Here is a 20,451-nt window from a genome sequence, read left to right on the forward strand (position 1 = left end):
TTTCATGTGCTTTTCCGCTGACAGAATTTCTCCATACAATAATCATTCATATTACGGTAAAATAGGAATGAAGGGGGAAGCAGAATGGATTTAAAAGCAGGTTTATGGCAGCAGCAAACCTTGAAGTTAGCAATGACTCAGGAGCTAAAGCAGTCTATTGAGCTATTGCAGTTTAACTCCCAGGAGCTCACTGCCTTTCTGGAAGAAAAGGCTCTGGAAAATCCCCTGATGGAGCTAAACTCAAACTTTGTGAAAACAATGGATCCCCGTGCACAGCGAATTAAAAAATCAAAGCTTAAACAAAATCAAGATAAAGAGAATTGGATTGAACAGCTTGCTGTAAGTGTTCAGCAATTGGATGATTATCTGATTCAGCAGCTTCCGGCCGATCTGACAGAACCGGAGAAAAAAATCATTCTTCATTTTATATATAGCCTTGATGAAAACGGTTACTTATATAATATCGATTTGCGGCAGGTCGCACAGCTTTATGGAGCTGATGAAGAAACTGTGGAAGAGCAGCTCGACGTCCTGCAGCATTTAGAACCAGCAGGGATTGGTGCGCGCAGTTTGCAGGAATGTTTATTATTGCAGCTGGAGCGTCTTGTGCCAGCCAACGAAAGGGCTGAAGAAATTATCCGCCAGCACTTTCAGTTGTTTGCGGATAAAAAGTGGAAACCGTTAGCGAGGGAAATCAGAGCAGATGTAAAAGAAATTCAAGCAGTCTATGATCTGGTGCAAACGTTAAATCCGAAACCGGGAGCAAGCTTTGCCTCCGAAAAGCCAGCATATATCATACCTGATGTCATCGTGTATACAGAACAAAACGGCCTTCATATCCAGCTTTATGATGAAAGCGTACCTAGTATTTCCTATAATGAAGGATATGCAAAGAAACTTCACAGTGCAGGTGATCAGCAGGTGGAACGTTACCTGCAGAACCGGCAGCAGGATTACCAATGGATTAAACGCTCAATTGAACAAAGGAAAGAAACAATTTTAAAAGTTACAAAAAAGATCGCAGAGCGCCAGCCGCAATTTTTTCAAAAGGGACCAGCATTTATAAAGCCAATGACGATGAAGGAAATTGCGGATGAACTTGAAATCCATGAATCAACCGTGAGCAGGGCGGTTAGAGGGAAATATATGCAGACTCCGTTTGGAACATATGAACTGCGTACCTTTTTTGTCAGTATGATTAAGACGGCAGGCAATGCTGATGCGTCATCTGAAGAGGCAAAAGCGGCGATTCACAAGCTTATCTCCTCAGAAAATAAACAAAAACCACTTTCAGATCAGGAGATTGCCAATTTGCTGAAAACAGAGTCTGGCTTTGTCATTTCACGAAGGACAGCAGCTAAATATCGAGAACAGCTTGGGATTCCTTCCTCTTCTAAACGAAAAAGATATGATTGAAAGGAGGCTATCCATGAATAAGACGTTAACCTTATATACTCGAAATAAATGTCCACTATGCGATAAAGCGAAACAAATCATTATGGAATTAAAAGAAGAATTCAACTTTCAATATATTGAATATGATATTGATGATCGTGATGAGCTGACCGAACGATACGGCCTAATGATTCCAGTTGTCCATGTCGATGGAGAAGAGATTCAGTATGGCCAAGTGGATCGTTTTACAGTAGAGGAAGCTCTAGTTAAATAGGCAGAAGCTGCAGCTGCTACAACAAAAATAGCCACTGAATTTATTTCTAAAAAAATAGGCTTGAAAATAAGACAATATTAGTTGCATTCAAGAATCATTCTTGCTAAAATTCAAATTATAGCAAGCGTGATTTTTTTTTTCAGTCGGTGGGACATAATATGTCTATGCGGGACTAAAATTGACCAACAGGTGATTGTAAGGAGCTGCGAGATGTACTCACTAATTGATATCCAGAAAAAATTATTGCCAGATTTGCTTGCTGTTATGCAGAAACGCTACCACATTCTTGAGTACATAAACCAAATGCAGCCTGTGGGCAGAAGGAGCTTGGCAGTGAGTCTTGGGCTTACTGAACGAGTACTTCGCAGTGAAGTAGATTTTCTGAAAACACAGGACTTGATTACCGTTGCCAGCTTAGGAATGAGCGTTACGGAAGATGGTCGAAAATTACTTGTCGAACTTCGCAGCATAATGAGAGAAATTTCGGGTATAGTGAAAATGGAACAGCAGCTGGCCGATAAATTGGGCATTCAAAGAGCCATTATCGTTTCCGGAAACGCGGACGAGGCTCCTTGGGTTAAAAATGAACTCGGCAGAGCAACGGCACAATGGATGAAATCCTCCTTGCATGGAGAGAATATCATCGGTGTGACTGGTGGAACAACCATGTCAACTGTGGCAAAAATGCTGACGCCAACGAAACCTGATCAGGATTGGCTGTTTGTACCTGCCAGAGGCGGTATTGGGGAGGATGTCAAAAATCAGGCGAATACGATTTGTTCACAAATGGCAGAAAATACAGATTCAAAACATCGAGTCTTGTACGCGCCAGACGAAGTGAGCAAGGAAATGTATGAGTCTATGATTAAGGATCCAAACTTTACTGAAGTTCTTCATTTGATTAAGTCTGCATGCATGGTTCTCCACGGAATTGGAGATGCTATTACAATGGCGGAACGCCGTAAAACCAGCAGTGAGAATGTGGAAAAGCTTATTGCAGCAAATGCAGTGGGCGAAGCGTTTGGTTATTATTTTAATGAAGCCGGTGAGATCGTTCATAAAATTCAAACGGTCGGCCTGCAGCTCGCAGACTTGACTGCTATTCAGCATGTCCTAGCTGTTGCCGGTGGAGGCTCAAAGGCAAAAGCCATTGCTGCTTATATGAAAAGAGCTCCGAAATCCACTATTTTGATCACGGATGAAGGTGCAGCAAATCAGTTGTTAAAAGGGTAAAACCTTTAAATAAAAAAATGATCCTTTCAAAGGAGGAAGTTATTCATGGCAGTAAAAGTTGGTATTAATGGTTTTGGTAGAATCGGGCGTGTGGTTTTCCGTGCAGCTTTAAAAAATCCTAATGTAGAGGTTGTTGCAGTAAATGACCTTACAGATGCAAACATGCTTGCACACCTTTTAAAATATGATACTGTTCACGGAACATTAAACGAAGAAGTTACAGTTGATGGTGAATACCTAGTAGTTGGCGGACAACGTGTAAAAGTTATCGCAGAGCGCGATCCTGCTCAACTTGGATGGGGAGATCTTGGCGTAGAAGTAGTAGTAGAATCTACTGGACGTTTCACTAAGCGTTCTGACGCTGCTAAACACTTAGAAGCTGGCGCTAAAAAAGTAATCATCTCTGCTCCTGCAACTGACGAAGATATCACAGTTGTTATGGGTGTTAACCATGATAAATATGATCCAGCACAACATGATGTTATCTCTAACGCTTCTTGTACGACAAACTGCTTAGCTCCTTTTGCTAAAGTATTAAACGACAAGTTCGGAATCAAACGCGGTATGATGACAACAGTTCACTCATACACAAATGATCAGCAAATCCTTGACTTGCCGCACAAAGACTATCGCCGTGCACGTGCAGCAGCTGAAAACATCATTCCTACAACAACTGGTGCTGCAAAAGCAGTTTCTCTAGTATTACCTGAACTTAAAGGTAAATTAAACGGTGGAGCAATGCGTGTTCCAACTCCTAACGTTTCACTAGTTGACTTAGTTGCTGAGCTTGATCAAAACGTTACAGCTGAAGAAGTAAATGCTGCACTTAAAGAAGCTGCTGAAGGTGATCTTAAAGGCATTCTTGCATTCAGCGAAGAGCCATTAGTATCTAGCGACTACAACGGTAACCCAGCTTCTTCTACAATCGATGCATTATCTACAATGGTTCTAGAAGACAGCATGGTAAAAGTTATCTCTTGGTATGACAACGAATCTGGCTACTCTAACCGTGTAGTTGACCTAGTTGATTATATCGCTCAAAAAGGTCTTTAATTTTACCGATATTAACGCTAATTTAACCTCATCATAATGGATATAACATATGTGAATGTCTATAATGATAAATGGGAACGGGGGAGCAGGGAACATATCCCTCTCCCCCGTTGTCTTTTCATGGGCATATGGCTTATGAAAAGCAGTTAGCGCAAACTGCGTCCCAGGCATGCTTTTTTAGGCTTGCCAGTGTACGAGTTTCTTATTGGCAAAGCAAATATTATATTTAGAAGATCAGCAAATCTTCTAATAGGAGGTTCTTTTGCTATGAACAAGAAAAGCGTCAAAGATGTTGATTTAAAAGGCAAACGTGTATTTTGCCGTGTAGACTTTAACGTTCCAATGAAGGACGGTCAAGTTACAGACGAAACACGTATACGTGCAGCATTGTCTACGATTAATTATTTAACAGAGCAAGGAGCAAAAGTTATTCTTGCAAGCCACCTTGGCCGTCCAAAAGGAGCTGTTGTTGAAGAACTTCGTTTAACTCCTGTTGCAAAACGTCTTTCAGAGCTTCTTGGCAAAGAAGTGAAAAAGGCAGATGAGGCATATGGTGATTCTGTTAAAGAATTAGTAGGAACAATGAATGAAGGCGATGTTTTATTATTAGAAAACGTTCGTTTTTATGCTGGTGAAGAAAAGAATGATCCTGAATTAGCGAAAGCTTTTGCTGAACTTGCAGATGTTTATGTGAATGATGCATTTGGAGCAGCACACCGTGCGCATGCTTCAACAGAAGGAATTGCACACCATCTTCCAGCTGTTTCCGGATTGCTAATGGAGAAAGAATTAGCTGTACTTGGAAAAGCAATGTCCAATCCTGAGCGTCCTTTCACTGCAATCATTGGCGGAGCAAAAGTAAAAGATAAAATCGGTGTTATTGAAAACCTTCTTGATAAAGTAGATAACCTAATCATCGGCGGCGGACTTGCTTACACATTTGTAAAAGCTCAAGGCCATGAGATCGGAAAATCTCTTCTAGAAGAAGACAAAATGGATTTAGCTCTTTCTTTCATTGAAAAAGCGAAAGAAAAAGGCGTTAAATTCTATATGCCAGTTGATGTAATTGTTTCTGATGATTTCTCAGAAGATGCAAATACAAAAGTAGTATCCATTGAAGAAATCCCTGCAGATTGGGAAGCATTAGATATTGGACCGAAAACAGCTGAAATTTACAGCGAAGTTATTCAAAATTCTAAGCTTGTGATCTGGAACGGACCAATGGGTGTATTTGAACTAAACAAATTCGCTGGCGGAACAAAAGCTGTTGCAGAAGCACTTGCTGAAGCAAACGATACATATTCAGTCATCGGCGGCGGAGACTCTGCAGCTGCAGTTGAAAAGTTCCACTTAGCAGACAGAATGAGCCACATCTCTACAGGCGGCGGTGCTTCCCTTGAATTTATCGAAGGAAAAGAACTTCCTGGAGTAGTAGCGTTAAACGATAAATAAGGTTGGAAACTGATTGTTGTTTATTAACTTTTGAACAGAATTATTTTGAGTATTCTAGTTGATTGGAGCGGAATGGCGCGAGACTCCTGCGGGAGAAGTGAGAAAGCTGAGACCCCGCAGGTGCGAAAGCGCCGAGGAGGCTCAGCTCTCACCCGCGGAAAGCGAGTGCCATGCAGTGGAAATCACGCTACTCTTGTTTGAAATAAGATGGCAATAAGATCTGTGAAACAGCCTAAATGAAAGAACGAATGAAAGGATGTGCCCACCATGCGTAAACCTATTATCGCAGGAAACTGGAAAATGCATAAAACACTTTCCGAGGCAAAATCATTTATTGAAGAAGTAAACGGACTAGTTCCTGATCAAGAAAAGGTTGAAACAGTTGTTTGTGCACCTGCACTATTTTTAGAGCGTTTAGTTGCAAGCACTGAAGGTACAGCTGTACAAATCGGTGCACAAAACATGCACTTTGAAAACTCAGGTGCTTTTACTGGTGAAACAAGCCCAGTTGCACTTGCAGATCTTGGTGTGAAATATGTCATTTTAGGCCACTCTGAGCGCCGTGAAATGTTTAACGAAACAGACGAGTCTGTTAACAAAAAGACATTGGCAGCATTTGCTCACGGTCTAACTCCAATTGTTTGTGTTGGTGAATCGCTTGAACAGCGTGAAAACGGCGAAACAAACCAGCTTGTTGCTGATCAAGTTGAAAAAGCTCTTGCTGGATTAACTGAAGATCAAGTAAAAGAAACAGTTATTGCTTACGAACCAATCTGGGCAATCGGCACTGGTAAATCTTCTACAGCAGCAGATGCTAATGAAGTATGTGCACACATTCGCCAAGTAGTAGCAAAACAATTCTCTCAAACAGCTGCTGATGCAGTCCGCATTCAATATGGAGGCAGTGTAAAGCCTGCTAACATTAAAGAATACATGAGCGAATCTGATATTGATGGTGCTCTTGTTGGCGGTGCTAGCTTAGAAGCACAATCATTCCTGCAATTATTGGAGGCAGGCAAGAATGACTAAATCACCAGTAGCACTGATTATCCTGGATGGATTCGCGTTAAGAGGCGAAACAATGGGTAATGCGGTTGCTCAAGCTAAAAAGCCAAACTTTGACCGGTTTTGGAATCAATATCCGCATGCACAGCTTGTTGCAAGCGGTGAAGCGGTAGGATTGCCAGAAGGACAAATGGGTAACTCTGAAGTTGGGCATTTAAATATTGGTGCCGGACGTGTTGTTTACCAAAGCTTAACAAGAGTGAACGTTGCGATTCGTGAAGGGAATTTTGAGAAAAACGAAACATTCCTTTCCGCAATTGAACATGTTAAGAAGACGGGCAAGAACCTTCACTTAATGGGCTTGCTTTCTGACGGCGGTGTTCATAGCCATATCGAACATTTATATGCACTTCTTCGTTTAGCTGCTGAAGAAGGCGTAAAAAATGTATATGTGCACGCCTTCCTTGATGGACGTGATGTAGGACCAAAAACAGCTGAGAAGTACATCAAAGCTGCTGAGGAAAAGATGAAGGAATATGGTGTCGGCCAATTCGCGACCATTTCTGGACGCTATTACTCTATGGACCGCGACAAACGCTGGGAGCGTGTGGAAAAGTCTTATCGCTCGATGGTATACGGTGAAGGTCCTTCTTATTCTTCTGCCCTTGATTTAGTAGAGGATAATTATCGCAACGGGATCTTTGATGAGTTCGTGATTCCGTCTGTTATTACAAAAGAAGACGGTACACCTGTAGGAGCAATCGAAGACGAGGATGCAGTTATTTTCTATAACTTCCGTCCTGACCGTGCGATCCAAATTTCCAATACATTTACGAACAAGGATTTCAGATCTTTCGACAGAGGTCCAAAGCATCCGAATAGCCTATATTTCGTTTGTTTGACACATTTTAGTGAAACAGTTGACGGATTTGTTGCGTTTAAACCAACAAACTTGGATAATACTTTAGGAGAGGTATTATCGCAAAACAAATTAAGACAGCTTCGAATTGCTGAAACAGAGAAATATCCACATGTTACCTTCTTTATGAGTGGTGGACGTGAGGAGAAGTTCCCTGGTGAAGAAAGAATTCTGATCAATTCTCCAAAAGTTGCAACGTACGATTTACAGCCGGAAATGAGTGCATACGAATTAACGGATGCTCTTTTAAAAGAGATTGAAGCCGACAATTTCGATGCAATCATTTTAAACTTTGCCAATCCGGATATGGTTGGACACTCTGGCATGCTGGAGCCGACAATCAAAGCGGTAGAAACAGTTGATGAATGTCTTGGCAAGATTATTGATGCTCTTGTAGCTAAGGGCGGACATGCAATCATTACTGCTGACCACGGAAATGCTGATGAAGTTGTGACATTGGACGGCAATCCAATGACCGCTCATACGACAAATCCGGTTCCGGTCATTGTGACAAAAGAAGGCGTGACTTTGCGTGAGGATGGAATTCTTGGTGATCTTGCTCCAACAGTTTTGGATCTATTAGGTCTTGAGAAGCCAACAGAAATGACAGGCACATCCATTCTGAAGTAATAACTTGTTTTTTAAACTATTTTTTATATAAAAAGGAGAGAATTATTATGCCATTTATCCAACATGTATATGCTCGTGAAGTATTAGACTCTCGCGGTAACCCAACAATCGAAGTAGAAGTGTTAACAGAATCAGGCTTTTTCGGCCGTGCAATGGTGCCATCTGGTGCATCAACTGGTGAGCACGAAGCTGTAGAACTTCGCGATGGCGACAAGTCTCGCTACCTTGGAAAAGGTGTTCAAAAAGCAGTAGATAACGTAAACAACCTTATCGCTGAAGCAGTAATCGGCTTAGATGTAACAGATCAAGTGGGCATCGATCGCACAATGATCGAATTAGACGGTACTGAAAACAAAGGCAAACTAGGCGCTAACGCTATCCTAGGTGTTTCTATGGCTGCTGCACATGCTGCTGCTGAGTCTGTAGGACTTCCTTTATACCGTTACCTTGGCGGTTTCAACGCGAAGCAGCTTCCAACTCCAATGATGAACATCATCAACGGCGGTTCTCATGCTGATAACAACGTTGACTTCCAAGAATTCATGATCATGCCTGTTGGAGCTCCAACATTCAAAGAAGCAATCCGTATGGGTGCTGAAGTATTCCACAGCCTGAAAAAAGTTCTTTCTGGCAAAGGCTTAAACACTGCTGTTGGTGACGAAGGCGGATTTGCTCCAAACCTTGGTTCTAACCGTGAAGCTCTTGAAGTAATCATCGAAGCAATCACAAACGCTGGCTACGAAGCTGGTAAAGACATCTACCTTGCAATGGACGTTGCTTCTTCTGAGTTCTATAACAAAGAAACAAGCAAATACGATCTTGCAGGCGAAGGACGCACAGGCTTAACTTCTGAAGATATGGTTAACTTCTACGAAGAGCTTGTTAACGAATTCCCAATCATCTCAATTGAAGATGGTCTTGACGAAAACGACTGGGATGGCCACAAACTATTAACTGAGCGTATTGGCGGCAAAGTTCAACTTGTTGGTGACGACCTATTCGTTACTAACACGAAGAAACTTGCACAAGGTATTGAGCAAGGCGTTGGTAACTCAATCCTAATCAAAGTAAACCAAATCGGTACACTTACAGAAACATTCGAAGCAATCGAAATGGCGAAGCGCGCTGGCTACACAGCAGTAGTTTCTCACCGTTCTGGTGAAACAGAAGACGCAACAATCGCTGACATCGCTGTTGCAACAAACGCTGGCCAAATCAAAACTGGTTCTATGTCCCGTACAGACCGTATCGCGAAATACAACCAACTTCTTCGCATCGAAGACGAACTTGGCGATTTAGCTGTTTATGATGGTTTGAAATCTTTTTATAACTTGAGCAAGTAAGTTTTGAGTGAGGAGCGGCCTGTGGGGGCCGCTCTTTTTTTTGTGTGTTTGGTTTTTTGAGTGGCGTTTTGGCGAATAATATGGTGTTTATGGCGAATAAAAAATTTTAACGGCGAATGTATCGGAATAACGGCGAATATATTCATTTTACAGCGAATATATTCTTAGGACGGCGAATATATCAAATTACATATTCAAACTCACTGGAGTTTATAATGTTTTTTTGGTATGGAACTAACCGAAAGAGACAAACTGAGTCTTTTGACAAGTATTTAACTGAAAATTGGTCATATTAGGGAGCTATTTTGCAGCCGTCATTAAAGGTGTATATGAATTGGCTCTCACATTGCAGATCTTAGGGAATGAAAATGTTAATTTAGAATTTAGCGAATAAAATGATGTTTATGGCGAATAAAAAATTTTAACGGCGAATATATCGGAATAACGGCGAATATATTCATTTTTTCAGCGAATAAATTCTCAGGACGGCGAATATCCAAGCTAAGTGATCTCTCTCACTCTCGTTTAAAGTAGATTCTTCCCTTTTTATCACCTGAGAAAGGCAAATCCATTGCTTTTAACAACTTTTGAGCTGCATGAACGGACTCCAAATGCACAAAATCCCTAAATTGTTTATTTGTTATAGACGGACCCATCAAATAAAAATAGTCCTGTAACGCTTTAACATGTGCTTGCCTGTCCTTTGCACCACACTTAGGACACAACCATGTTCTTTTCGTTCGCATCATAGGAAGGGGACCGCAATTTGGACATCTCACTCCAGTTACAATCTCCTCTGGCCTGATGCCATACCGATCCAAAGCATTAAATGACTCTGGAGTATGACTTTTCAGCAGCTGCTTATTTAGTTTGCGTACTCCCTTCATATCCAAGTGCTCTTTATTATAGCGCTGATTCACCTCCTCTATTTTTTCAAGCAAACTGTGGCCATGAATTACTTTTTTCAAAGCATGCTGGTTTTGGGGATTTGTTTTTAGAATGGTAGAAGGATTGCTGATTACAACGAAAAATTCAATTGGCATCTGAATATCATGTTTGTACAGCCATTGCCGAAGCTGCTGCTGATGCCACTTTGCTTGGGAGATTGGATCTTGAAAGCCTTCTTCTTTATCATTGGCTGTGCGGATTAGCTGGTTGAAGGATTGATCGAAAAATAATGTACCAAAGAAGTTTTTGCATTCGAGGATTAAGGCATATCGCTGTGTGAGAATTAGATAATCAATTTGAAAGTAGTGTTTTCCGCTGGGTAAGCGGGGAGAGTGAAAGATGAAGGCATCATTTGGGGGCAGGAAATCCAAGTAATAGGAAACGGCTTTTTCGCCCTTGTACCCAGCCGAAACCTTGATTAAATCCTGTTGAATAAGCGGCACTTTCGGATGGCTGATAAGCAGCCTTTCAGATAAAACTTCTAAACTAAAGATCCTTGCAGGAATGGATTGTTCTTTAACAATCAAAGTATCGCCTCCCTCTATAAATGTTGATTTATCAACGGTTTGACCCGTTGGTGGGGTGTCAAAAAAATATTTTTCGACACGTCTTCTAACAAAATTTTAATAATATGTGAAACTATTCCAACGTATGGGTACGCTACGCGGTCACTACTGGATAATGATGGTAAGTAGTGCTAGGAAAATATGTGATGCACAATGGATCTCTGCGTAGCTTATGATGACGTACCCTCCCATGTCTCTGGGCATCTAAGTGCCTACATTCCTTCGTTCGGTCTAGTCATAAGGCAGAGGCTAGCGAAGCTCCTTTAGGGACTCGAGGTCGAATGGAAAAAATAATGCCAGCTTCTCCGTGTCATCCTGTTGTCTAGGTCTGTTAAGGGGATGTAGAACTTTACATAGCCTCTGCGAGACTAGGAATATCCTTCATCATTCGCTGTGCGTCAAATGCTTTGTGCTTGGTACTGATCCCATGTAACACTTTTAATAGTTTTCCGCATAGAACCACGATGGATTGCTTCTTACGTAACGGATTAACCTTACGGTTTGTGTAATACTCATGTAGCTTTCGAAAGGCTTCATTATGGCGAATCATTGGCATCATCACTCGGAAAAGGAGGGCGCGTAGCTTTCTTCTGCCCCGTTTGGAGATGCGTTTTTGTCCTTTGTGCTGACCGGAGGAATTTTCACGTAATGTTAATCCCGCGAGTTTAATGATTTGGCGTGGATCTTCATAGTGTGAAAAGCTACCGATTTCAGCTAACAAATCGACAATTGTGGTATCACCAAGTCCTTGAACCGTTGAGAGCCATTCGTACTCTACAGATGTTTGAACGAGCTCAACTAAGTGCTGTGTAATACTTTCAATTTCTTGTTCCAATTGGTTGTAACGACGAACGAGTGTGGCGATTTCAATACGGGCCATTTCACGTCCCTCTGTTACTCCGATGGAATTAGCAGCGACTTCAATAAGGCGAATTGCTTTCGGTCGTTGGGGAGATTTGAGCCCATCAACCTGGCGGTAAAGTGCTAATACTTCATCGGGATGTTTCTGGTGAAGATCACTAGGAAATGGGGTACACTCTAGTACTGCCATTGCCATCTTTCCGAATGACGGAAAGACCTGGGTGAACTCAGGAAAATAGCGATCTAACCAGCGAATCATCATGTTTTTAACAGCTCCAAGTTCCTCTGTCAACTTACTTTTAAACGTTGACCCAACACGAAGTTCTGCCTCCACGTCTTTCAAGATTCGCGGATAACTAAAGCGTCCATCTTTAACAAGACGAGCGATCACTAAAGCATCTTTGCGGTCATGTTTGGTTGGTAAATTGTCATCCAACTCCTTTGACCGTTTGACGTGCATAGGGTTGGTCATAGCCAGGGGAATCCCCCGATCCTCGAGGAAATAGGCTAAATTAAGCCAGTAATGGCCTGTAGGTTCAATCCCGACAATGACTTCCGTTTTTTCGTATTCTTTCATTGCAGCCAAAATACGTTGATAAAAACTCAAGAAACCATCACTAGATTGTAATACCGAGAAAGATTTTTGTAGTACCCGTCCACGATCATCTACAAAGCAAGCAAAATGTTTTCGCTTGGCAATGTCGATTCCGACTACGAGTGTTTTTTCGGTGACTTGATTTATTTTCTGATTTTGTTTAAAATCCATTTTGGAGTCCTCCTTGGTTACCTAAGTTAGGGGTCATTTCGCCACACGATTTGACACCCCGAATCATACCAAGAGGGCTCTTTTTTGTTCAAGTCCCCGAAAATCCTTCTAACAGGAATGCTCCTTTTCTAAAATAATTCCCTTCTTTTTATAAAATTCCTTTCGTAAATGTGAATAGAGTCCTAAAATATAAGTTAATAAGGAGGCAATCCCCTCATGAAATGGACCAAATTGAAAAAACAACTCGAAAATCGCTTATGCGAGTCTCTTAAAGGGCGGTTGGAAATCCGCACAACTGCTTACCGAAAAGCGCATGACCAGCCAAGCAGAATGTGGATTACATTGGATAAAAAGAAGATTTATTGTGCAGCTGATCAAGTCTTTGAAATGAACGTAGAGGAGCAATATCAGTTGTTAAAAGAAGAACAGCTGCTAGAGCCGATTTCATATGATTCTGATTGGACAACTATGTTTCAGTCAAAGGAAAGAGCAGCCCTGCTTGATGCTTATGAGGAGGCAGAACAGATTGTAATAAAGAAGAATGTGATAGCAGAATACAGTATGTATCATTCTTTGCTTGAATATATACATCTGTCTATTGATGAAGCGCTCCAATCGCAGGACCCTGTCATCAAGGCGTTTGCTATGCTCGACCGCAGATTAGGTAAAAGGCGTCTGGAAAATATGAAAGAAGAAAACAAGCAGTCACACCCTTTCATTCAGTTGTTTTTTCAAATACGGTGTGAGGCAGAAGGGCTAATCAACAAAAAATCAACACATCTTTCCCAAGATATTGTCCAATTCCAATAAATATGATAAAATTTAAAATACTGTAAGTGTACGTTTCAGTTTCAGGAGGTGGGCTTAATGCATACATTATTCATTACATTACTGGTCATTGTTTCGATTGGACTTATTGTTGTTGTACTTCTTCAATCTGGTAAGAGTGCAGGACTTTCGGGTGCAATTTCCGGAGGAGCAGAGCAGCTTTTCGGAAAACAAAAGGCACGTGGAATTGACTTAATTCTTCACCGTGTAACGATTGTGCTTTCTGTACTATTTTTCCTATTAACGATTGCTGTATCTTATTTTGCTCTATAAGCCTTTCCTGCCTGGCCGAAAAAGGTCAGGCTTTTATTATGCTTCAAAATAATGGAATGATATTCCTGCTGTAAGACTTCTAAATGGATTGTTTTGTTGTGGTCTGTTAAAAATAGAACATACACATTAATCAAACGTTTGATTGGAAAGGGGTAAGAAGAATGAAAGTTGTTGCACCAAAGCCGTTTACGTTCGGAAATGGAAAGAGAGCTGTATTGCTTCTACACGGATTTACGGGGAATACTGCAGATGTCAGAATGCTGGCTCGCCATCTTGAAGGAAAAGGCTATACGTGTCATGCACCGTTATTTAAAGGTCATGGAGTTCCGCCAGAAGAGCTAGTCCATACAGGGCCAGAGGATTGGTGGAAGGATGTAATGGAAGGATATGAGCTTTTAAAAGAGATGGGGCATCAGGAGATCGCTGTTGCTGGACTGTCACTTGGGGGCGTATTTTCACTTAAATTGGGTTACACTGTTCCTGTAAAGGGAATAGTTCCAATGTGCGCGCCGATGTATATTAAGAGCGAAGAGACGATGTACAAGGGCATATTGGCGTATGCCAGAGAATATAAAAAACTTGAAGGGAAATCTGCGGAACAAATTGATTCTGAAATGGCGGAATTTGAAAAAACGCCAATGAATACCCTAAAAGCCCTTCAAGAGCTGATTGCGGATGTAAGAAACCATGTGGATATGATCTATTCGCCAACATTTGTGGCACAAGCAAGACATGATCACATGATTAATACAGACAGTGCAAATATTATCTTTAATGAAGTAGAAAACGATTTAAAGAAACTAAAATGGTATGAAGAATCTGGACATGTCATTACACTTGATAAACAGCGTGATGAGCTTCACGAGGATGTTTATCAGTTTTTAGAACAGTTAAATTGGGAAGACTAAAACAAATAGATATAAAGGAGGGAATTCTTTGGAGAATAAGTCAGCAGAGATCATTGAACAGCTTTTGAGCCATATGAAAGATGAAGCGTATAAGCCTTTAACCGTTCAGGAGCTGGAAGAAGCATTTGGAATTGAAGATTCCGCTGATTTTAAGGATTTTGTGAAGGCGCTCGTTGTAATGGAGGAAAAAGGGTTAGTCGTTAGAACCCGCAGCAATCGTTATGGACTGCCGGAAAAAATGAATTTAATCCGCGGAAAAATGATAGGCCATGCAAAAGGCTTTGCGTTTGTTGTTCCGGATGAGCAGGGCATGGATGATATTTTTATCCCGCCGAATGAAACCAATAATGCGATGCATGGGGATATCGTGCTTGCTCGTGTAACAGCTGAATCGTCAGGTCAGCGCAGAGAAGGAACGATCGTCCGTATTCTAGAGCGCGGCATTCAGCAAATTGTCGGTACGTATACGGAAAGCAAGCATTTTGGATTTGTGATCCCTGATGATAAAAAGTTTGCCAGTGATATTTTTATCCCAAAAGCAAGCTCAAAAGGGGCAATTGAAGGCCATAAAGTGGTTGTAAAACTGACAACCTACCCAGAAGGGCGAAAAAGTGCAGAAGGCGAAGTTATTGAGATCCTTGGTCATAAAAATGATCCGGGTGTTGATATTCTTTCCGTTATCCATAAGCATGGTCTGCCAATGGAGTTTCCAGATGATGTGCTCAAGCAGGCATCTGATACACCTGAAACCATTGATGAAAGTGAACTGAAAAACCGCCGTGACCTCAGAAACGAAACGATCGTGACGATTGATGGCGCAGATGCGAAGGACTTGGATGACGCTGTTACGGTTACTAAGCTTGAGAACGGAAACTACAGACTTGGTGTACATATTGCCGATGTTACCTATTATGTTACGGAGGATTCTTCAATTGACCGCGAAGCTGCAGACCGTGCGACAAGTGTATATCTCGTTGATCGCGTGATTCCGATGATTCCGCATCGTCTTTCAAATGGAATTTGTTCACTTAACCCGCAGGTTGATCGTTTAACGTTATCTTGTAATATGGAGATTACAGAAGACGGTGAAGTGGTCAATCATGAGATCTATCAAAGTGTGATTAAAACGGCAGAGCGGATGACCTATCATGATGTGAATAAAATTCTCGAGGATGAAGATGAAGAACTGATCAAGCGCTATGAACCATTAGTGCCGATGTTTAAAATGATGGAAGAGCTTGCTGCAATCTTACGCAAAAAGCGGATGCAGCGTGGAGCAATCGACTTTGATTTTAAAGAAGCAAAGGTGCTTGTTGATGATGAAGGTGCTCCAAAGGAAGTTGTCATTCGTGAACGCTCAGTAGCTGAACGGTTAATTGAAGAGTTCATGCTTGCAGCCAATGAAACCGTCGCTGAACATTTTCACTGGATGGAAGTGCCGTTCATTTATCGTATTCACGAAGATCCAAAAGAAGACAAGCTGCGCCGATTCTTTGAATTTATCACGAACTTCGGCTATATCGTAAAAGGAACAGCCAATGCTGTACATCCGCGTGCACTTCAGGAAATCATTGAAGAAGTACAAGGAAAACCGGAGGAAATGGTCGTTTCAACTGTTATGCTCCGTTCGATGCAGCAGGCAAAATACGATCCGGAAAGCTTAGGACACTTTGGGTTATCAACAGAGTTCTATACGCATTTTACCTCTCCGATTCGCCGTTATCCGGATTTAATCGTGCATCGTCTCATCCACACATATTTAATTGAAGGCAAGATAGACCAAGCAACGAGAGAGAAGTGGAATATGCTTCTGCCTGATATTGCTGAGCATTCTTCTAATATGGAGCGCCGGGCAGTAGAAGCAGAACGTGAAACGGACGAGCTGAAAAAAGCAGAATATATGGCAGATAAAATTGGCGAAGAGTACGATGGGATTATTAGTTCTGTTACGAATTTCGGAATGTTCGTCGAGCTGCCAAATACGATTGAAGGTCTTGTTCATGTCAGCTATATGACCGATGATTATTATCGTTATGAAGAACGCCATTTGGCAATGATCGGAGAACGTACAGGCAAGGTTTTCCGCATTGGTGATGAGATTACCGTTCGAGTTGTCAATGTCAATAAAGATGAACGTTCAATTGACTTTGAAATTGTCGGCATGAAGGGCACCCGCCGCCGTGAAACAAATGATGCACCAAAAGTATTTAAAACAGGCAGCTCAGACCGTAAACCGCGCCGTGGCAAAAGTGGTGAAGGTGAGAGAAAAGGCAGTGCTGCTGAAGGTTCAAAACGCAAACATAAAAAGAATAAAAAGCATTTTGAGAATGCTCCAAAAGCAAAGCGTAAGAAAAAACGATAAGCTATTGCTCCAAGTGTGAATTCACTTGGAGCAGTCAATATTCCGTTTTGAGCCCCTTTTTGCTACAATAGAAGGAAACGCTTTGTACGCGAGCTGCAACACAAGGGGGAAGTCAGTATGCCAAAGGGTAGTGGAAAGGTTATTGCGCAAAATAAAAAAGCCTTTCATGATTATGCAATAGAAGAAACATATGAAGCAGGTCTTGTTTTACAGGGTACAGAGATTAAGTCCATTCGAAATGGCCGCGTTAATTTAAAAGATTCTTATGCACGCATCATTAACGGTGAAATGTTCTTGATTGGCATGCATGTAAGTCCATATGAGCAAGGAAATCGATATAACCATGATCCGTTAAGAACAAGAAAACTGCTGCTTCACCGCAAGGAGATCAACAAGCTGATCGGTGAAACAAAGCAGTCCGGTTATGCACTTGTACCTCTAAAACTTTATTTGAAAAATGGGTATGCTAAAGTGGCAATTGGATTGGCAAGAGGGAAAAAGAAATATGACAAGCGTGAAGATCTGAAGAAAAAAGAAGCGAAACGCGAGGTTGAACGTGCTTTCCGTGAACGGCAGAAGATGTAGTTCCAAAACCTTACAATTGAAATTCTCTGTCACTATGTTATAATAATTTATGTCACCAAGTGGTGATAAACTTTAGCTCATCTATTTCGAGCTTCCGAAACGTCAGCATGATATCATGTTTGACTCATTTATAAAGCGGGAATAGGTTAAATGCCGACGCTTTTCTTATAATGGGGACGCTACGGATTCGACAGGGATAGTTCGAGCTTAGGTTGCGAGTCGAGGGGATCGACCTCGTTAAAACGTCAACGCCTATAACTGGCAAACAACAAAACAACTTCGCTTTAGCTGCTTAATAGCGCTTTAGTGGTTCCTCCCTCCATTGCCCATGTGGTAGGGTAAGGGACTCAAACTTAGTGGGCTACGCCGGATTCCACCGTCTGAGGATGAAGGAAGAGAACAACCAGACTAGTTGACCGGGCGCCAGTCGATAGGCAGATGGCTCAGCGAAATACGAATATATCGACTACACTCGTAGAAGCTTAAGTGCCGATATCTTTGGACGAGGGTTCGACTCCCTCCGTCTCCACCAAATACATATTTGGTGGTTTTTTATTTTTTTGTGACTTCAACCATATATTTTCCTAAAACGAAAGCTTATGCTTGAAAATACTTAACGAAATTTTATGCTTGAAATTTACTTGGATTTAGTATTTAAAGTAACTTAGAACTTAATTATTGAAATGGATTAATGCACACAAGTTATTGTGTGCACTTTTATTATTGCTTATTTTATATCTTTCTTTAGAGTAATAACCTTAGTACACTAATTATAAAGCATTATATTTAATATTCGAATATGAGAAAAATGATTTGGAATTTTTCACTTCTTTCTTACGAATCTATAAATAAAAAAAACGTTCATATTACTAAATTATTATTACATTTCATCCTAATATTAAGTTAAAGGTGGATAATGTTGAAGACGAAAAACGAAAGAACAACAGATTATTTGCTGAACAGTAGACTCTTACTGCGCAATAAACGCTAGTAGTATTAGAACACCTAGTGATGTGATTGTTATTGAAGATAATGGTATAACTAGAAGGCTATAGGAATTTAAACTAGATATGCAATGATGGAGTTCCGGCTTGATATTTTCAGCCGAAATGTTGAAAAGTGAGTAATTCATCCGGACAGAAGGATTTTCTACATTTGAAGTTTGACATGTATCAGACCACTACTGTATATGAAGGAAGGCGTGGAGGTTGCGGAAGAAAGGCAAGCCTCGAAAAAGGAATAAGTGAATAGCGGTAATAAAATAACCCACTGAGTTAGCGAATTGTTTTTGAGAAAGCTACTTGGTGGTGTTTTTTATTCAAGAGAAGTATCGGAAACCCTCTTGTAATTAGTATTCTTAGAGAATGGGTAGTTTAAATTTAATCTTTGAAGAGGGGATCATTATGATTGATATGATATCAGATGATCAATCTTATTACTTTGTAGATAAAGAAATAGTGATTGTAAATCATAAAAATCTTTTAAATCTAGCAATCGTTAGATACATAGATTCAGATAAAGAATTTGTCGTAGATATTAATTTTATTGAAACAAAGCCAAGTAAAGAAAAGTTTATTTCTATTAATGATATAGCCAGGGAGAGAAACAAATGATTCTTGATTTTTTAGATTCTTCATTAGATGGGGATAGTTGGGAAGTTCTATGTATATCTTGTTATAAAATGAGATATCAAAGGGAGCATTTTATAGAGGTACCAGCACAACACAAGGGTGATGGCGGTATTGAAGGATTTACACGTTCTGGAGTTGCCATTCAATGTTATTGCCCAGAAGATATGAATTATTCGAATGATGATTTATATTCACACCAACGAACTAAGGTTACCAATGATATAGCGAAATTTATAGATAAAAAAAACGCTAAAGTGTTAAAGAGTTTAGGACTACCTCCCATTAAAGAATGGCATTTTGTTATTCCAGAATATAAAGATAAAAGAATTGTTCAACATATCACCACAAAAACTGAACTTGTAAGACAAACCAGGGAAAGTAATCCAGAATTCTATGATTATATTTCTGATGATTTTGTAATAATCATAAAAACAGCAGAGGATTTTAAAATTGAACTTACAAGAATTTTAAGGAGTAATTTAACAGATACAAAACTAAGTTTTGCTATTTTGCAAGATGCATCGGCTGATTGGTCTGGCTGTCCAAGTGAAAAGGTTGAAAATGTTAAAAGAAAACTAATTGCGATAAACCCAGAGTTTAAAACCGATAATGATAATTTGAATTTATTATTGGATATGTATATGTCAGCGTATATATCAGGGATCGAGCTCATGGAACGATTAGGAGAAGGATTTCCTGATATCAGAAAGGATATCCTAGACTTAGCAAGCCAATATAAAAGACATGTTGCTTCAAGAACACTGTTGAATAGAGACAGGTCAATAAATGCTGAATTATTTAATGAAATATCCGATGATTTTGAAAAGAAGCTCACAACAGAGTTTAAACATATAAGTAGTGCTTCCATTATGAATTTAAAAATGGATTTAATTGCAGGATGGCTTGCAGATTGTTCAATGGAATTTAAAGGAGAAATAAAAAATGGGTAATGAAGATTACATCTTAACGGATTATATCGTTTTCGAATCGAAGCCTGATGCAGTCCCCTATCACTATAGGTTGAGCTATAAAATAGCACTTGCTTGTTTAATTTTAGGATTGTCATGTGGTAGAAGTGGCTGTTCACTGTCAAAACTACACCTAATTATAGTGTCAATGTATTCTGAAAAGGAAAAGGACAACTTGTTAAAGTATGTAAATGGGGAAAGTAATCGATATTTAGTACTAAGATATGATCCTACAATTAATAAAACAGTTGTTTTCATGTTAGCTGACAAAATAATGTTTCAACAAGGGAATGGATTGTTTCGGTTAACAGTTTCAGGAAAAAGTCTTCTCGAAAAAATATTGGACGATGAAAGCCTATTAGTGAATGAAAAGGAATTTTTAAATAAATTATCAAATAAGCTTACGGAAGATTTAATAGATAAGTTAAAAAGCACATTATTGGGGTGAAAT

Annotated in this window: 18 protein-coding genes and 1 other RNA gene; 17 read left to right on the forward strand and 2 right to left on the reverse strand. The window is 40.3% G+C overall.

Going from position 1 to position 20,451, the window contains the following annotated elements; translation table 11 throughout:
• Positions 1-84 precede the first annotated feature (84 nt).
• The 8 genes from rpoN to eno all read left to right on the forward strand — a co-directional run bounded on the left by rpoN (position 85) and on the right by eno (position 9,304).
• Complete coding sequence (gene rpoN / locus A6754_RS04040) at positions 85-1,416, forward strand: RNA polymerase factor sigma-54 (RefSeq protein WP_066442631.1); 1,332 nt, start codon at positions 85-87, stop codon at positions 1,414-1,416.
• 13 nt (positions 1,417-1,429) lie between these two features.
• Positions 1,430-1,669: a glutaredoxin family protein gene (locus A6754_RS04045; RefSeq protein ID WP_066442632.1), complete on the forward strand. Its 240-nt coding sequence runs from the start codon at positions 1,430-1,432 to the stop codon at positions 1,667-1,669.
• A gap of 210 nt (positions 1,670-1,879) precedes the next feature.
• The gene (locus A6754_RS04050; protein ID WP_066442633.1) at positions 1,880-2,902 is read left to right on the forward strand and encodes a sugar-binding transcriptional regulator; all 1,023 of its coding nucleotides are present in this window, start codon (positions 1,880-1,882) and stop codon (positions 2,900-2,902) included.
• A gap of 45 nt (positions 2,903-2,947) precedes the next feature.
• Entirely contained in the window at positions 2,948-3,955 is a 1,008-nt protein-coding gene (gap, locus tag A6754_RS04055) for a type I glyceraldehyde-3-phosphate dehydrogenase (protein ID WP_066442634.1), read from the forward strand.
• Positions 3,956-4,222: 267 nt separating this feature from the next.
• A complete protein-coding gene (locus A6754_RS04060) occupies positions 4,223-5,407 on the forward strand; it encodes a phosphoglycerate kinase (RefSeq protein WP_066442635.1) in 1,185 nt (394 codons plus the stop codon).
• Positions 5,408-5,674: 267 nt separating this feature from the next.
• Entirely contained in the window at positions 5,675-6,436 is a 762-nt protein-coding gene (gene tpiA, locus A6754_RS04065) for a triose-phosphate isomerase (RefSeq protein ID WP_066442636.1), read from the forward strand.
• Positions 6,429-7,961 carry a 2,3-bisphosphoglycerate-independent phosphoglycerate mutase gene (gene gpmI, locus A6754_RS04070; RefSeq protein WP_066442637.1) on the forward strand — a complete coding sequence of 511 codons (1,533 nt, stop codon included), beginning with the start codon at positions 6,429-6,431 and terminating at the stop codon, positions 7,959-7,961. Before tpiA ends, gpmI begins: the two co-directional genes overlap by 8 nt.
• A gap of 47 nt (positions 7,962-8,008) precedes the next feature.
• Positions 8,009-9,304 (forward strand): phosphopyruvate hydratase, encoded by a 1,296-nt coding sequence (gene eno, locus A6754_RS04075; RefSeq protein ID WP_066442638.1) that lies wholly within the window; start codon positions 8,009-8,011, stop codon positions 9,302-9,304.
• Positions 9,305-9,819: 515 nt separating this feature from the next.
• On the opposite strand, the gene A6754_RS04080 is transcribed toward eno, so the two are convergent.
• Both A6754_RS04080 and A6754_RS04085 read right to left on the reverse strand, forming a co-directional pair.
• Positions 9,820-10,779: an NERD domain-containing protein gene (locus A6754_RS04080; RefSeq protein ID WP_066442639.1), complete on the reverse strand. Its 960-nt coding sequence runs from the start codon at positions 10,777-10,779 to the stop codon at positions 9,820-9,822.
• 388 nt (positions 10,780-11,167) lie between these two features.
• On the reverse strand, positions 11,168-12,445 hold the full coding sequence (locus tag A6754_RS04085; protein ID WP_066442640.1) for an IS110 family RNA-guided transposase: 1,278 nt from the start codon (positions 12,443-12,445) through the stop codon (positions 11,168-11,170).
• A gap of 216 nt (positions 12,446-12,661) precedes the next feature.
• Here A6754_RS04085 and A6754_RS04090 point away from each other — a divergent pair, with 216 nt between their 5' ends.
• The 9 genes from A6754_RS04090 to A6754_RS04130 all read left to right on the forward strand — a co-directional run bounded on the left by A6754_RS04090 (position 12,662) and on the right by A6754_RS04130 (position 20,448).
• The gene (locus A6754_RS04090; RefSeq protein ID WP_066442641.1) at positions 12,662-13,255 is read left to right on the forward strand and encodes an SF0329 family protein; all 594 of its coding nucleotides are present in this window, start codon (positions 12,662-12,664) and stop codon (positions 13,253-13,255) included.
• Positions 13,256-13,312: 57 nt separating this feature from the next.
• Positions 13,313-13,546, forward strand: a complete 234-nt coding sequence (secG, locus tag A6754_RS04095; protein ID WP_066442642.1) for a preprotein translocase subunit SecG — start codon at positions 13,313-13,315, stop codon at positions 13,544-13,546.
• A gap of 161 nt (positions 13,547-13,707) precedes the next feature.
• The gene (locus tag A6754_RS04100) at positions 13,708-14,454 is read left to right on the forward strand and encodes an alpha/beta hydrolase (RefSeq protein ID WP_066442643.1); all 747 of its coding nucleotides are present in this window, start codon (positions 13,708-13,710) and stop codon (positions 14,452-14,454) included.
• Between the two features lie 73 nt (positions 14,455-14,527).
• The gene (rnr, locus tag A6754_RS04105) at positions 14,528-16,816 is read left to right on the forward strand and encodes a ribonuclease R (RefSeq protein WP_371806973.1); all 2,289 of its coding nucleotides are present in this window, start codon (positions 14,528-14,530) and stop codon (positions 16,814-16,816) included.
• A 117-nt stretch (positions 16,817-16,933) separates the two neighbouring features.
• Positions 16,934-17,401: an SsrA-binding protein SmpB gene (smpB, locus tag A6754_RS04110; RefSeq protein WP_066442645.1), complete on the forward strand. Its 468-nt coding sequence runs from the start codon at positions 16,934-16,936 to the stop codon at positions 17,399-17,401.
• Between the two features lie 172 nt (positions 17,402-17,573).
• Positions 17,574-17,933: a transfer-messenger RNA gene (gene ssrA, locus A6754_RS04115) on the forward strand.
• Positions 17,934-18,804: 871 nt separating this feature from the next.
• Positions 18,805-19,014 (forward strand): hypothetical protein, encoded by a 210-nt coding sequence (locus tag A6754_RS04120; RefSeq protein ID WP_066442646.1) that lies wholly within the window; start codon positions 18,805-18,807, stop codon positions 19,012-19,014.
• Complete coding sequence (locus A6754_RS04125; protein WP_066442647.1) at positions 19,011-19,982, forward strand: hypothetical protein; 972 nt, start codon at positions 19,011-19,013, stop codon at positions 19,980-19,982. Before A6754_RS04120 ends, A6754_RS04125 begins: the two co-directional genes overlap by 4 nt.
• The gene (locus tag A6754_RS04130; protein WP_066442648.1) at positions 19,975-20,448 is read left to right on the forward strand and encodes a hypothetical protein; all 474 of its coding nucleotides are present in this window, start codon (positions 19,975-19,977) and stop codon (positions 20,446-20,448) included. Before A6754_RS04125 ends, A6754_RS04130 begins: the two co-directional genes overlap by 8 nt.
• Positions 20,449-20,451: the final 3 nt, after the last annotated feature.

It is taken from the genome of Cytobacillus gottheilii, assembly GCF_001636345.1.
Classification (GTDB): Bacteria; Bacillota; Bacilli; order Bacillales; family Cytobacillaceae; genus Cytobacillus; species Cytobacillus gottheilii.

What these genes read in the sequence shown, in the direction of transcription:
- rpoN (WP_066442631.1), top strand. Translation starts at nt 85, where the DNA reads ATGGATTTAAAAGCAGGTTTATGGCAGCAGCAAACCTTGAAGTTAGCA.
- A6754_RS04045 (WP_066442632.1), top strand. Translation starts at nt 1,430, where the DNA reads ATGAATAAGACGTTAACCTTATATACTCGAAATAAATGTCCACTATGC.
- A6754_RS04050 (WP_066442633.1), top strand. Translation starts at nt 1,880, where the DNA reads ATGTACTCACTAATTGATATCCAGAAAAAATTATTGCCAGATTTGCTT.
- gap (WP_066442634.1), top strand. Translation starts at nt 2,948, where the DNA reads ATGGCAGTAAAAGTTGGTATTAATGGTTTTGGTAGAATCGGGCGTGTG.
- A6754_RS04060 (WP_066442635.1), top strand. Translation starts at nt 4,223, where the DNA reads ATGAACAAGAAAAGCGTCAAAGATGTTGATTTAAAAGGCAAACGTGTA.
- tpiA (WP_066442636.1), top strand. Translation starts at nt 5,675, where the DNA reads ATGCGTAAACCTATTATCGCAGGAAACTGGAAAATGCATAAAACACTT.
- gpmI (WP_066442637.1), top strand. Translation starts at nt 6,429, where the DNA reads ATGACTAAATCACCAGTAGCACTGATTATCCTGGATGGATTCGCGTTA.
- eno (WP_066442638.1), top strand. Translation starts at nt 8,009, where the DNA reads ATGCCATTTATCCAACATGTATATGCTCGTGAAGTATTAGACTCTCGC.
- A6754_RS04085 (WP_066442640.1), bottom strand. Translation starts at nt 12,445, where the DNA reads ATGGATTTTAAACAAAATCAGAAAATAAATCAAGTCACCGAAAAAACA.
- A6754_RS04090 (WP_066442641.1), top strand. Translation starts at nt 12,662, where the DNA reads ATGAAATGGACCAAATTGAAAAAACAACTCGAAAATCGCTTATGCGAG.
- secG (WP_066442642.1), top strand. Translation starts at nt 13,313, where the DNA reads ATGCATACATTATTCATTACATTACTGGTCATTGTTTCGATTGGACTT.
- A6754_RS04100 (WP_066442643.1), top strand. Translation starts at nt 13,708, where the DNA reads ATGAAAGTTGTTGCACCAAAGCCGTTTACGTTCGGAAATGGAAAGAGA.
- rnr (WP_371806973.1), top strand. Translation starts at nt 14,528, where the DNA reads ATGAAAGATGAAGCGTATAAGCCTTTAACCGTTCAGGAGCTGGAAGAA.
- smpB (WP_066442645.1), top strand. Translation starts at nt 16,934, where the DNA reads ATGCCAAAGGGTAGTGGAAAGGTTATTGCGCAAAATAAAAAAGCCTTT.
- A6754_RS04120 (WP_066442646.1), top strand. Translation starts at nt 18,805, where the DNA reads ATGATTGATATGATATCAGATGATCAATCTTATTACTTTGTAGATAAA.
- A6754_RS04125 (WP_066442647.1), top strand. Translation starts at nt 19,011, where the DNA reads ATGATTCTTGATTTTTTAGATTCTTCATTAGATGGGGATAGTTGGGAA.
- A6754_RS04130 (WP_066442648.1), top strand. Translation starts at nt 19,975, where the DNA reads ATGGGTAATGAAGATTACATCTTAACGGATTATATCGTTTTCGAATCG.